At 73.5% G+C, this 12,501-nt stretch carries 12 protein-coding genes; 5 read left to right on the top strand and 7 right to left on the bottom strand.

The window, feature by feature from the left end; all coding sequences use genetic code 11:
- Positions 1-18: 18 nt before the first annotated feature.
- A complete protein-coding gene (locus ACZ67Q_RS14050; RefSeq protein ID WP_471180879.1) occupies positions 19-495 on the top strand; it encodes a universal stress protein in 477 nt (158 codons plus the stop codon).
- A gap of 60 nt (positions 496-555) precedes the next feature.
- Here the strand turns inward: ACZ67Q_RS14050 and ACZ67Q_RS14055 are convergent, their stop codons facing one another.
- A complete protein-coding gene (locus ACZ67Q_RS14055) occupies positions 556-1,179 on the bottom strand; it encodes an ankyrin repeat domain-containing protein (RefSeq protein ID WP_471180880.1) in 624 nt (207 codons plus the stop codon).
- 149 nt (positions 1,180-1,328) lie between these two features.
- Positions 1,329-1,898 (bottom strand): GlcG/HbpS family heme-binding protein, encoded by a 570-nt coding sequence (locus tag ACZ67Q_RS14060; protein WP_471180883.1) that lies wholly within the window; start codon positions 1,896-1,898, stop codon positions 1,329-1,331.
- 291 nt (positions 1,899-2,189) lie between these two features.
- Between ACZ67Q_RS14060 and ACZ67Q_RS14065 the strand changes: the two genes are divergently transcribed.
- Positions 2,190-3,629, top strand: a complete 1,440-nt coding sequence (locus ACZ67Q_RS14065) for an amino acid permease (protein WP_471180885.1) — start codon at positions 2,190-2,192, stop codon at positions 3,627-3,629.
- Positions 3,630-3,782: 153 nt separating this feature from the next.
- Here ACZ67Q_RS14065 and ACZ67Q_RS14070 read toward each other — a convergent pair whose 3' ends face one another.
- Complete coding sequence (locus ACZ67Q_RS14070) at positions 3,783-4,940, bottom strand: CapA family protein (protein ID WP_471180888.1); 1,158 nt, start codon at positions 4,938-4,940, stop codon at positions 3,783-3,785.
- Between the two features lie 210 nt (positions 4,941-5,150).
- On the opposite strand from ACZ67Q_RS14070, the gene ACZ67Q_RS14075 reads away from it, so the two are divergent.
- The 3 genes from ACZ67Q_RS14075 to ACZ67Q_RS14085 all read left to right on the top strand — a co-directional run bounded on the left by ACZ67Q_RS14075 (position 5,151) and on the right by ACZ67Q_RS14085 (position 7,574).
- A complete protein-coding gene (locus tag ACZ67Q_RS14075) occupies positions 5,151-5,705 on the top strand; it encodes a sigma-70 family RNA polymerase sigma factor (RefSeq protein WP_471180891.1) in 555 nt (184 codons plus the stop codon).
- A 132-nt stretch (positions 5,706-5,837) separates the two neighbouring features.
- Positions 5,838-6,341, top strand: a complete 504-nt coding sequence (locus tag ACZ67Q_RS14080; protein ID WP_471180893.1) for a hypothetical protein — start codon at positions 5,838-5,840, stop codon at positions 6,339-6,341.
- Between the two features lie 582 nt (positions 6,342-6,923).
- Entirely contained in the window at positions 6,924-7,574 is a 651-nt protein-coding gene (locus ACZ67Q_RS14085; RefSeq protein ID WP_471180896.1) for a zf-HC2 domain-containing protein, read from the top strand.
- On the opposite strand, the gene ACZ67Q_RS14090 is transcribed toward ACZ67Q_RS14085, so the two are convergent.
- The 4 genes from ACZ67Q_RS14090 to ACZ67Q_RS14105 all read right to left on the bottom strand — a co-directional run bounded on the left by ACZ67Q_RS14090 (position 7,555) and on the right by ACZ67Q_RS14105 (position 12,490).
- Positions 7,555-8,019 (bottom strand): universal stress protein, encoded by a 465-nt coding sequence (locus ACZ67Q_RS14090; protein ID WP_471180899.1) that lies wholly within the window; start codon positions 8,017-8,019, stop codon positions 7,555-7,557. The genes ACZ67Q_RS14085 and ACZ67Q_RS14090 overlap by 20 nt on opposite strands.
- An 11-nt stretch (positions 8,020-8,030) precedes the next feature.
- The gene (locus tag ACZ67Q_RS14095; protein ID WP_471180902.1) at positions 8,031-9,278 is read right to left on the bottom strand and encodes an SLC13 family permease; all 1,248 of its coding nucleotides are present in this window, start codon (positions 9,276-9,278) and stop codon (positions 8,031-8,033) included.
- A gap of 66 nt (positions 9,279-9,344) precedes the next feature.
- Positions 9,345-10,208, bottom strand: a complete 864-nt coding sequence (locus ACZ67Q_RS14100; RefSeq protein WP_471180905.1) for an Fpg/Nei family DNA glycosylase — start codon at positions 10,206-10,208, stop codon at positions 9,345-9,347.
- Between the two features lie 194 nt (positions 10,209-10,402).
- On the bottom strand, positions 10,403-12,490 hold the full coding sequence (locus ACZ67Q_RS14105; protein ID WP_471180907.1) for a SpoIIE family protein phosphatase: 2,088 nt from the start codon (positions 12,488-12,490) through the stop codon (positions 10,403-10,405).
- Between the last annotated feature and the right edge of the window lie 11 nt (positions 12,491-12,501).

The raw sequence follows: 12,501 nt of genomic DNA on the forward strand, positions 1-12,501 counted from the left end.
CTCCGATAGCCTCGGGTCGTGACGGAACAGCACTCTCACCAGTTCGACTCTCACCAGTTCGAACGGGGTACCGACGGGCCGAAGGTCATCGTGGTCGGGGTGGACGGCTCCGACTCCTCGCTGCGCGCCGCGGCCTACGCCGGCGGCCTGGCCAGGCGGCAGCACGCGCTGCTGGCGGTGGTCTACGTGCAGCCGGTGCTGGCCGCGGGCGCGGCGCTCGGCGCGCCGGTCGTGGAGACGACCGACGAGATCGCCGAGGACATCGTCGCGCAGATCCGGGAGGCGACCGAGCGGGTCAAGGGGATATTCGAGGTGCGCTGGGAGTTCCACACGTTCCGCGGCGACCCGTACAACGGCCTGGTGAAGGCGGCGGACGAACTGAAGGCGGACGCGGTGGTCGTCGGCGCCTCCGAACAGGCCGGCCACCGCATCATCGGCTCGGTGGCGGTCCGGCTGGTGAAGGCCGGGCGGTGGCCGGTGACGGTGGTGCCGTAGGCCCGGAGAGGACGGCCGCGTCGGCGAGCGCGGCGGGCCCTGCGGCGGTGCGGCGGCGGTTCACCGCCGCCCGCCCTGCGCCGCGCGGAGCACGGCCGCGATGCCCGTGAAGCCGCGGCGCTCCGCATGCGCGAGCGCCGTCACGCCGTCGCCGTCGGGCAGCGCCGGGTCGGCGCCCGCGGCGAGCAGGACCTCGACGACCTCCTGGTGGGTGCGGCCGCCGTCGCCGAGGATGACGGCCTCCAGCAGGGCGGTCCAGCCCAGCCGGTTGACGTGGTCGACGTCGGTGCCGGTCTCGGCCAGCACGGCGCGGACGTAGTCGACGTGGCCGCGTTCGCTCGCCGGGATGACGGACACCCCGCCGAAGCGGTTGGTGCGCGTCAGATCCGGGCCGCCGGGCAGCAGCGCGCGCATCATGGCGACGCTGCCGGTGACGCCGGTGACCAGCCACGGGCTGTCCTGCCGGTCGTCCTGCGCGTCGACGTCGGCGCCGGCGGCGACCAGGACCCGGGCTGCCTCGACCCGGTCGGCGAGCGCGGCGCGCAGCAGCGGGGTGCGCCCGGCCTCGTCACGGGTCTCCAGGTGTGCACCGCGGGCCAGGGCGGCCCGGACGGCGTCGGCGTCGCCGCACTCGGCGGCCGTCAGCAGGGCGAGGTCGGCGGCGGACGGTTCCTCAGGGGACACGACGTAACTCCTCCACAGGGCGGCGACGGATGTCAGGACGGCGCTCAGGCGGGCGCGCCGGCGGCGCGCGGCCCGGGGAAGGCCGTGCGCCGCCGGTTCCCGAGCGCCGCGCCCGGTCAGGGTGACGCTCACGCGGGTGGTCCGACCGGTCAGCGGCCGTTGCTGATCGCGTCGACGCCGGCCTGCGCGAACTTCTCGTCCAGGTCACCCGACGGGGCGCCCGCGACGCCGATGCCCGCGATCGGCGCGCTGTTGTACGCGACCGGGGCGCCGCCCGCCAGGAAGAGGGTGCCGGGGATGTCCTTCAGGTTGGGGGCCTTCTCCAGGCGCTGGGCGAGCTGCGAGGTGGGCGCGTTCCAGGAGACGGCGGTGAACGCCTTCTTGACGGCCGAGTCGTAGGACTGCGGGCCGGCGCCGTCGCCGCGCAGGGTGACGACCGTGTTGCCGTTGCGGTCGACGACGGCGACGGTGACGCGCTGGCCGTCCTTCTCGGCGGCGTCCAGGGCGGCCCGGGCGGCGTCGGTGGCCGCGTCGATCGTGAGGTGGGTGCTGGTCGTGGTGGTCCTGCCCTTGAGGGCGGCCGGGGCGGCGGGCGCGGCGGCCGGGGTGTCGGCGGAGGCGGAGACCGCGCCGGCCACACCGGCACCGACGGCCGCCAGGAGGGCGGCCGAGGTGACGACCTTGGCGCGGGTGGAGAACTTCTTGGCCTTGTGCTGCATGCCGGACGACTCCCTGTCGTATCGCGTCAGCGCGGACCGCGGTGTGCTGCCGGGTCCCGCTCAGCGCTTCGTGCGCTGTGCCTCCAGCCTCCGCCCGGAGCGGGCCCGTCGCGGTCGACGTACCGGCTCGTCCCGGCGCACGCATCGGGTGACCTCCGGGTCATCCGATCGGATGACCCCCGCCCCGGGCCGGGGTGGCCCCTCCTCGTGCGTGGCGTCTTCCCAGGACGGGTGGGCTGGGCCATCATGATCCGCCGTCAGCCGTTTGCCGATCGCGAAGAGGTGAGGCGCGTGGCCGGGCTCAGGATGGGCGAGGGCATTCTCCGTCGCAAACCGATCGAGCACATCGAGGAGACGGAAGTCGGGGAGGGCGCGCGGCTGGACCGGTCGCTGGGCCTCGGGCAGCTCACCGCGATCGGCGTGGGCGGCATCATCGGGGCAGGCATCTTCACGCTGGCCGGCACGGTGGCCAACGGCACGGCGGGCCCGGCGGTGCTGATCTCCTTCCTCATCGCCGGTGTGGCGAGCGCCTGCGCGGCGCTGTCGTACGCCGAGTTCGCCGGGCTGATCCCGAAGGCGGGGTCGGCGTACACGTACGGCTACGCGGTCCTCGGGGAGTTCGCGGGCTGGTTCATCGGCTGGGACCTGCTGCTGGAGTACACGGCGATCGTGGCGGTGGTGGCGATCGGCATCTCGGGGTACTTCAGCTTCCTCGTGGAGGAGATGGGCGCGAAGCTGCCGCACTGGATGCTGGGCGCGCCGGGCACCGGCTCCGGTCACAAGGTCGATCTGTTCGCGGCCGTGCTGTGTCTGCTGATCGCCTGGCTGCTGAACCTGGGCATCCGCAGCGCGGCCCGCTTCGAGACCGTCGTGGTGGTGCTGAAGGTACTGGTGGTGCTGCTGGTGATCGGCGTCGGCGTCTTCCACATCGACACCTCGAACTACCACCCGTTCTTCCCGTTCGGCGTCAGCGGTGCCTTCACGGGCGCGGCGACGGTGTTCTTCGCCGTGTTCGGCTACGACGCGATGTCGACGGCGGCCGAGGAGTCCCGGGACGCCCAGCGGCACATGCCGAAGGCGATCATCTACTCGCTGGTCATCTCGATGGTGCTGTACGTGGCGGCCTGCCTGGTGCTGACGGGCATGCAGAACTACAAGGACATCGACCCCAAGAGCGGCTTCTCCACCGCCTTCAAGTCGGTGGGCCTGGACCGGCTCGCGGACGTGATCGCGGTGGGCGCGATCATCGGCATCCTCACGGTGATGTTCACCTTCATGCTGGGTGTGACCCGGGTCTGGTGGTCGATGTCCCGGGACGGCCTGCTGCCCGCGTGGTTCGCGAAGACCCACCCCACTCGCCATGTGCCGACCCGAGTGACGTGGATCGTCGGGGTGGCCTCGGCCGCCATCGCCGGATTTGTCCCGATCGGTTCGGCGGCCGAGCTGACCAACATCGGCATCCTGCTGGCGTTCGTGGTGGTGTGCGTGGCGGTGATCGTGCTGCGCTACCGGCGTCCGGAGCTGCCGCGCAGCTTCCGGACGCCGTGGATGCCGGTCATCCCGATCGCGGGGGTCGTCTTCTCGATCTGGCTGATCACGTTCCTGATGTGGGAGACCTGGTTGCGGTTCGCCATCTGGTTCCTGATCGGCTGCGGCGTCTACTTCGGCTACTCCTACAAGCGCTCGGCGCTCGCGCGCCAGGAGGCTCCGGGGAGTCCAGAAAACCGGTGAGCGGCGCGAGGCGGCCCTCGGGCCGCTCCGTGTCCGGGCAGGGGGCGGTGCCGCCGACCGTGGCGGGCCGCCCGTCGCGCGCCGTGACGACCAGCCGGTCGGCCCTGCACAGCCGGCCGTCCGCGCCGGCACCGCCGGAGGGGCGTCGGGCGCCTACTGCCCCATCACCAGCCCGTCCTTCGCCGCGCCCCGGCTGAGCACCACCTGGCGGATGCGGTCGCGCACCGCGCGCAGCTCGGCGCCGTCGGCGAGGGCGCGGTTGAGGTCCACCACCCGGCCCGCGTCCACGTCGAACAGCAGCGGCACGAACTCGGCCCTGGCCACCTCCCAGCGGCCGCCCGGCCGCTTCGGCGGTACGAAGGTGAAGCGGCCGAGGGTGGACTGGTTGCCGCGCTGGTCCTCGACGCCGTTGTCGTCGTACATCTCGCCGGCGACCTCGTCGCCCATGCCGTAGACCACCCAGGTGCCGTTGACCTTCTCGTACGCCTGCGGGACATGGGCGTGGGTGCCGAGGATCAGGTCGATGTCGGGGCGGCCGCCGTCGCGGGACGCGGTCAGCCGCCGGGCCAGGTCCAGCTGGCGGCCGTCGGGCGCTTCCTGCCAGGGCGTGCCCCAGTGCAGGGAGACCACGACCACGTCGGCACCGGCCTTGCGGGCGGCCCTGGCGTCCGCGATGATCTTGCCCTCGTCGATGAGGTTGACGGCCCACGGCTGCCCGGGCGGCATGGCGAAGCCGCCGGTGCCGTAGGTGTAGGCGAGGTGGGCGACCTTCGCCGGGCCGGCGTGCAGGAGGGTCACGGAGTTCGCCTCCGCCACGGTGCGCGCCGAGCCCGCGTGCTTGACGCCGGTCCCGTCGAGGGCCTCGAGGGTGCGCCGGACACCGTCCGCGCCGTCGTCGAGGGTGTGGTCGGAGGCGGTGGAGCAGCTGTCGTAGCCGGTGGCGGCGAGGCCGTCGGCGATCTCGGGCGGCGACTTGAAGACGGGACGGCCGGTGTAGTCGCCGTTCGCCCCGTAGGGAGTCTCCATGTGGCACAGAGCCAGGGCGGCCGGCGCGACGAGGGGCTTGGCGCCCGCGAGCATGGGCCGGAAGTCGTAGCCGGCGCCGCCGGAGTCGAAGCGCGCCCGTTCGATGACCGAGGTGTGCGGCAGGACGTCCCCGGAGGCGACCAGGGTGAAGCCGCGCGGGCCGGCCGGCGGGGCCGGACGCCCGGCCTGCGCGCGGCGATCGGCCTGACAGGCGGCCCCGGCGGCGAGTACGGCCGTCAGGGCCAGTGCCAGCAGTCGTCTGCGTGTGTGTGCGCGTACGATCATCAGTCACCCCAGCCTGGTCACATTTCCCTACGAATAGGTATGAGGGGGACGGGCGTCGCAAACGGTTCGGGCGCCCCTTTGACCCGTCCGGTGTCCGCCGACGGGAGGGACCGACCGTTCGTCGCACCGTTCACCGACGCGATCGACCGCCCGCCGCACAGGTGTGTACGCACCCTGTCCGCCACCGGCGCCCTGCGGTGGCATACGGCCATGACGGCCGGAAACACCCTCACCACCCGGGCGACGACCGCCGAGCACGAACTCGCCGCGTTGCAGCGCGAGCACGGCCGGCCGCTGTTCGCGCTGCTGCTGCGGCTGTGCGACGGCGACCGGCAGCGGGCCGAGGACCTCGTGCAGGAGACCCTGCTGCGGGCCTGGCAGCATCCCGAGGCACTGCACGCCGACTCCTTCGACTCGGTACGGCCCTGGCTGATGACCGTGGCACGGCGGCTGGCCATCGACGCGCGCCGGGCCCGGCAGGCGCGGCCGGCGGAGGTGTGCGACGAGGTGCTGGCGCAGGGGCGCACGCCCCTGTGCGCGGATCACGCGGAGCGGGCCGCCGCGACCCTCGACCTGCGGGAGGCTGTGAAGACACTCACTCCGCACCACCGTGACGTCCTGGTGCTCGTGTATCTCCGGGGGGCCAGTGTGGCGGAAGCAGCGACGGAACTGGGGATTCCGCCCGGTACCGTGAAGTCGCGTGCGTTCTACGCGCTGCGCGCCCTGCGTCGGGAGCTTCCCGGATACGCGGCGGACCTGCGGTGAAACCGACCAAAAGGTCAAGGATCGGCAAAACGCCTGCTGCCGACCATGGTTGAGTAATCGGCTGTCTTCATCCGTGTTCCGGACGAGGGCCCGCACCGGGCGACACGCGACACCGGAGGAAGGCAGGAAGGGATGCTGCACAGAGGTCACCAGGGCACGGAGGGTGCCGACGGCGGGGAACTCGTCGTCCCCATGGCCTGGTTGTACGCCGAGTACATCGCGGACGAGCTGCTGCGTACCGGCGATCTGATGCCGCCGACGTCGTTCGAGTTCCGCGCCGGACGCGACGCGCTGGCCCTGACCATCTTCCTGTCCGACACCGAGGGCGAGCTCTCCGGCATCCGGGTGGTGACCCAGCTGGAGACGTGGCTGTCGCTGACGGCGTACGACCAGCCGTGGCAGGACTGGGTCCGCGAGCGGATGGCGACCCTCATGGCGGAGGGCTCCGCCGGGCCGGACCTCGCGCTGGCCCGGGCGGCATGGCGGTGGCTGGAGGAAACGGAGCTCCTCGCACCCGACCTGAACGCGGTACCCGGCGGTCCGGGCGCCCTCGGCGAGGACGACGGCCCGAAGGTCTGGACCCCTGCCTGGCAGCTCGGTCTTCCGCTGGGCCACCTGGCGATCCACCTCTTCTGAGGAGCCGCGCCCGTGCCGGACGCGGCTGGGCTCCTGGCGATCCCCCCTCTTCCGAGGAAGCAGGAAGCCGCTGCCCGTGCCGGACCTGGGGCCGGCGTGCGGTGCGCACGACGGCTTTGTGGCCCGTAGCCGGCGAGCGTCGCGTGGCACCCTCGCGCGGCGGAGCGTGACCCGGGGACGGCCGAGCGCTCGCGTCCCCGACGGGGCCGGTCGACCGGCAAGCGCGGCCGCCTGACGACTCCGGGGTCCGAAGGAAGGCCGTCCCTGCCCACGCCGGCTGGACGCGGCCCTGCCACCGTCTCGGCGCCGGACACCGCGGGGAAGCCGCGGCAGCCCGCCACCGCGGGACAGGCGACCCCTCACTCGGGCGTCCTGAGCCCGGGCGGTGGCCGTCCGTGATTGCGGCCCGAGCCCTCTGGAGACCGCGCCGGAAATTTCTGCCCCGCGGACCAATCCGGGGACCCGCCCGCTCCGAATCCCCCCTGGCTATTTCCGTGCGTGGCTTGAGTCAATCGGTGGTGTGGTCCGTACCGATGGGTGCAAGGAGTGACCCCACCCGCACCCAACGGCACGAGGATTCGCATGAGGTCCCTGGAACGGCATCGCGACGTCGCCGCTTACGCGCTCGGCGTGCTGGACGAGGCGGAGGCCTTCCGCTTCGAGGACCACCTCATGGAGTGCGCCGGCTGCTCGGCGCAGGTGACCGAATTCGGGCCGGTGACCCGGCAGTTGATGCTGTACCGGCGGGCCACACCACGCTTCGTCCACCCCGCGCCGACACCCGGCCCGCGGCTGCTGGACCGGCTGCTCGCCGAGGTCGGCCGCCGTCGGCGCACCGCTCGCCGGCGCCTGCTGTACGCCGTCGCCGCAGCGGTCGTCGTCGCGCTCACCGGACCGGCCGTGGCCGTCCTGGCGAGCGGCGGCGGCACCCAGGCGCCGCTCGCCGCGACCGATCCGCGCTCCGGGGTGTGGGCGCAGGTCACCACGCACGACGCGGACTGGGGCAGCCAGGTGCAGCTGAAGGTCAGGGACACGGCCGGCACCCGCTCCTGCCGTCTGGTCGTGATCGGCCGGGACGGTTCGGAGCAGACGGTCAGCACCTGGAGCGCCCCCGGCGCCGACGGCCGCACGGCCACCATGCAGGGCAGCGCGGCCTTCCACCCCGACCAGATCGCCCGCTACGAGGTCCGCACCATGGACGGCCACTCGCTCATCACCCTGCGTCCGCACTGACCCCCCGCGGCCACACCAGCAGCACCGGACACGGCGCGTGGTCCACGACGAAACGCGTCGGAGGTGACAGCGTCTTGGGGCCCGGCCGGCTGCGGTCACCGTCACGGCCCAGGATCAGCAGGTCGGCGTCGCGGGCCGCGGCGACCACCTCGTGTTCGGGCCGGCCGGTGCGTTCCGTGCGGGTGCAGGGCCGGCCCAGCCGGTCCGCGGCGGCGGACAGCAGACGCTCGCCCGACTCCGCGGCCAGCCGCTCCAGCCGGGTGCCGGGGTCGTGCCCCGGGTCCGCGCGGCCCAGCAGCCCGGCGAACGCGCCGTGCGCGGCGTCGGCCACGTCGTGGCCGCTGATGTGCAGCAGGACGATCTCGGCGGCGCCCTCGGCGTACGTACGCGCGGCGTCCACGCACGCACGCCAGGTGCCCTCGGCGACCCAGACGACGACGGCCATGCGGCCTCCGATCAGGCTCCGATCATGTGCAGGGAACCCCACAGTGCCACCACGGCCGCGCCGAGGGACAGGGGCACGGCGAACAGACCGAGCGTGGTGAACTCCTTCAGCTCCACCTGGTGGTCGTGCTGGTGCACGATCCGCCGCCACAGCAGCGTGGCCAGCGAGCCGGCGTACGTCAGGTTGGGTCCGAGGTTGACCCCGAGCAGCACCGCGAGGACCGCCCCGGCGCCGGACGGCGCGGCCAGCGGCAGCAGCACGAGCACCGCCGGCAGATTGTTGATCAGGTTGGCCAGGACGGCGGCGAGCGCGGCCACCCCGAGCAGCGCGGCCAGTCCGGTGCCGTCCGGGACCAGGTGGCCGAGCGCGTCCGCGAGGCCGTTGTCGACGACCGCCCGGACCACGATCCCCAGGCACAGGACGAACGCGAGGAACGGCACGGAGGCGGCCCGGACGATCTCCGACGGGCGGGTCCGCCGGCGGGCCAGGGCTCGCGCCGCCAGCACCAGTGCCCCCGCGCAGGCCGCCCACGCGGGGTCCAGACCGATCGCCGAGGCGAGCAGGAAGCCGGCGAGCGTGCCCGCGACCGTCACCAGGGCGAACACCGGCACCTCGGGCGGCTCACCGGCGTCGGGCGTCTCGGCGCCCGCACCGAGGTCGGTGGCGAAGAAGCGCCGGAACACCGCGAACTCGACGGCGATCGCGGCGAGCCACGGCAGCGCCATCAGCCCCGCGAACCGCGCGAAACTCAGCCCGCTGACCGAGAAGGCCAGCAGGTTCGTCAGATTGGACACCGGCAGCAGCAGCGAGGCGGTGTTCGACAGATGGGTGCAGGCGTAGACGTGCGGCTTGGGGCGCGCGCCCAGCCGGGCAGCGGTCGCGAACACCACCGGCGTCAGCAGCACCACCGTGGCGTCCAGGCTGAGGACGGCCGTGATCGCCGACGCGGTGACGAAGACGTACAGCAGCAGCCGCATCGGGCTGCCCGCCGCCGCCCGCGCCATCCACGCCCCGCACGCCTGGAAGAGCCCCTCGTCGTCACAGAGCTTGGCCAGGACGAGGATGGCGGCGAGGAACCCGATCACCGGGCCGAGGCGGGCCGCCTCCTCACGGGCGTGGTCGAGGGAGATCGCACCGGTGCCGACGACGATCGCGGCGGCCGGTACGGCGACGACGGCCTCCGGCCACCCCCAGGGGCGGACGACCGCGCAGGCCAGGACGAGGACGAGCAGGACGACGGACAGCGACTCGGCGAGCATGGCGTTCAGGGGTGGGTCCTCTCGGGCGGCTGGGTCACCCGAAAGTTCATCACAGGAACTTGACGTTCACTTCAGCAGCCGGGACAGCCGGCGGTCGGCGAGCGGCTTGCCGCCGGTCTGGCAGGTCGGGCAGTACTGCAGGGCGGAGTCGCTGAAGGAGACCTCGCGAATGGTGTCGCCGCACACCGGGCAGGGCTCGCCGGTGCGGCCGTGGACGCGCAGACCGCTCTTCTTCTCCGCCTTCAGCCGGCCCGCGGCCACGCCCCGGGAGCGCTCGACGGCCTCGGTGAGCGTCTCCCGCAGGGCCTGGTAGAGGCGGGTGGTCTCCTCGGGCGTGAGGGAGGCGGCCAGCTTGAAGGGGGACATCCTCGCCGCGTGCAGGATCTCGTCGCTGTAGGCGTTGCCGACCCCGGCGATCAGGCTCTGGTCGCGCAGCGCGCCCTTGAGCCGGCGGCGCTCCCCGGTGAGGAGGGCGGCGAACCGTGCCTCGTCGAAGTCGCCGGCGAGCGGATCGGGGCCGAGGCGTGCGACGCCCTCGACCTGCTGCGGGTCGTGGACGACGTACACCGCGAGGCGTTTTTGCGTGCCGGCCTCGGTGAGGTCGAAGCCGGCGCCGGTCTCCAGCGCGACCCGCAGCGCCAGGGGGCCCTTGCCGGGGCGGGGCGGCCCGTCGGGCAGGCGGTCCTTCCACTGCAGCCAGCCCGCGCGGGCCAGATGGGTGACCAGGTGCGGGCCGCCGTCGGTGGCGAGGTCGAGGAACTTGCCGTAGCGCCGCACGGCGGTGACCTCGTGCCCTTCGAGGGCGCTCAGGGGTGGGTCGTAGGTCTTCAGGACGCTGATCGCGGCGGGCAGCACGCGGACGATCTCGTGGCCGACCAGGTGCTCGGACAGGAAGTCCTTGAGCGCTTCCACCTCGGGCAGTTCCGGCATACGTCCAGAGTGCCACCCGCGACCGGGCCGCTCAGGTCGGGCGGCCACACGGTGGGGTCGCCGGGCGTGACGGAGGGCATCGCGGTGCGCGGGCGGGCGCGCCCATGGGCCCGTCACCGCGGAGGGCGTGCGGGCGGCCACGCCGGGCCGCCCCGGCGGGTCGGCGACCGGCAGGGGGCCGTGTCCGGCGCCGGTCAGGGCCGCGTGGGCACCACGAACTCGCACCACACGCACTTGCCGCCGCCGCGCGCCTCCACGCCCCACACGTCGGTCAGCAGGTCGACCAGGAGCAGACCGCGCCCGGAGACACCCTGCATGCCGGCCTCGCGGCGGCGCGGCAGGGCGCTGGAGGAGTCCTCGACGTCCACGCGCAGCCGGCGGTCGGCGCCGCTGAGCACCCGCAGGGTGACGATCGCGGCTCCCTCGGTGTGCATGAGGGCGTTGGTGATCAGTTCGTCGGCGACGAGTTCGATCTCGTCGGACCGCTCGCGGGCGCCCCAGGTGCGCACGGCGGTGCGGATCATGTGCCGGGCCTGGGTGAGCGCCTCGGCGTCGCCGGGGGCGACGTGCTGCTGGAGGCGGCCGCCGGCGCGCGGGGTGTCCAGCGGGCGGCGGCGCAGCAGGAGCAGGGCGACGTCGTCGTCGCCGGCGCGTTCCTCGGCGACCTCGATCAGCCGGTCGGCGAGCGCGCGCACGTCGTCGGGGCCGGCGGCGACGAACGCGGCGAGGGCCCGCATGCCGTCGTCGAGGTCGGCGCCGGGCTGTTCGACCAGGCCGTCGGTGGTGAGCAGCAGGGTGTCGCCGGGGTCGAGTTCGACGGTGGCGACCGGGTACTCCAGGCTGCCGAACTCCGCGGACAGCCCGAGCGGCAGCCCGCCGGGCACGGGGACGCGGCGGCAGCTGCCGTCGGCGGCGCGCACCAGCAGGTCGATGTGGCCGGCGCGCACCACCTGGACGACACCGGTGGACAGGTCGGCCTCGGCGTACAGGCAGGTGGCGAAGCGGTCGGTGTCGAGTTCGTGCAGGAAGACGGAGGCGCGGGCCATCACCGTGGCCGGGGTGTGGCCCTCGGCGGCGTAGGCGCGCAGCACGATGCGCAACTGGCCCATGACGGCGGCGGCGTGCGTGTCGTGGCCCTGGACGTCGCCGATGACGGCGCCGACCCGGCCTCCGGGCAGCGGGATCAGGTCGTACCAGTCGCCGCCGATGTCCCGGCCGAGGACGCCGCCGACGCTGCCGGCGCGGTAGCGGACGGCGACGTCGGCGCCCGGCACGCTGGGGATGGTGCGGGGCAGCATGGCCTGCTGCAGGCCCTGCGCGATGTCCTTCTCCTCCTCGTAGAACATCGCGCGCTGCAGGCTCTGCGCGATGCTGCTGCCGAGCGCGACGAGGATGTTGCGCTCCTCGGGGGTGAAGCCGCGCCGGTCGTTGTAGAGCAGCCCCATCGCGCCGATCGGGCTGGCCTGGACGATGAGCGGCAGATAGGCGGCCGAGGTGATGTGGAGGTCGGTGATGTGCGGCCACAGGATCGGGTAGTCGGCGGCGAACTCGGCGGGCGACTCGATGAAGCGCGGGCTGAGGGTGCGCACGACCTCGCTCATCGGGTACGGCTCGTCGATGCGGGTGACCTGGGTGCCGGGGACGAAGCTGCCGGCGGGGCCCTCGGCGATCAGCCGGATACGGCCGGCCTCGACCAGGCCCATGACCAGGCTGGCGGCGCCGAGGTGGACCAGTCCGTGGGTGTCCTTCAGGACGTCGATGACGTCCTGGACGGTGCGGGCGTGGGCGAGGGCGGCGGTGGTGAGCTGGACGACGTTGGTCTGCTCGCGGCGGGCCTCGTCGAGGGATGCCTGCTGGCGGTGGGCGGCGAACTCGTCGAGTTCGCTGGTGGCGTCGCGGACGATGCCGACGATACGGCGTGGCCGGCCGCTGTCGTCGCGGCGGATGTAGCCCTGGGTGTGGGTCCAGCGCAGTTCGCCGGTGCGGCAGCGGATGCGGAAGTAGGCGCCGTAGTTCTCACTGCCGTCCTTGATGGCCTGGGCGACCAGGGCGTCCAGGCGGCGGGCCTCGCCCGGCGGCACCCGGGCGGCGAGGGTCTCGGGCCGGCCGTCGTACTCCTCCGGGGACACGTCGAACGCCTCGTGCGCCTGGGCGTCCATGCTCATCAGACCCGTGTCCAGGTCCCAGTCGAAGCTGCCCATGCGGTTGAGCGCCAGGATCGGATCCGGGTGGGCGGGCCAGTCGTCCGGGAGGGACAGGGCGCTCGCTCCCCGATCAACCATGCGCCCACCTT

Source organism: Streptomyces sp. NPDC036813 (assembly GCF_055609245.1).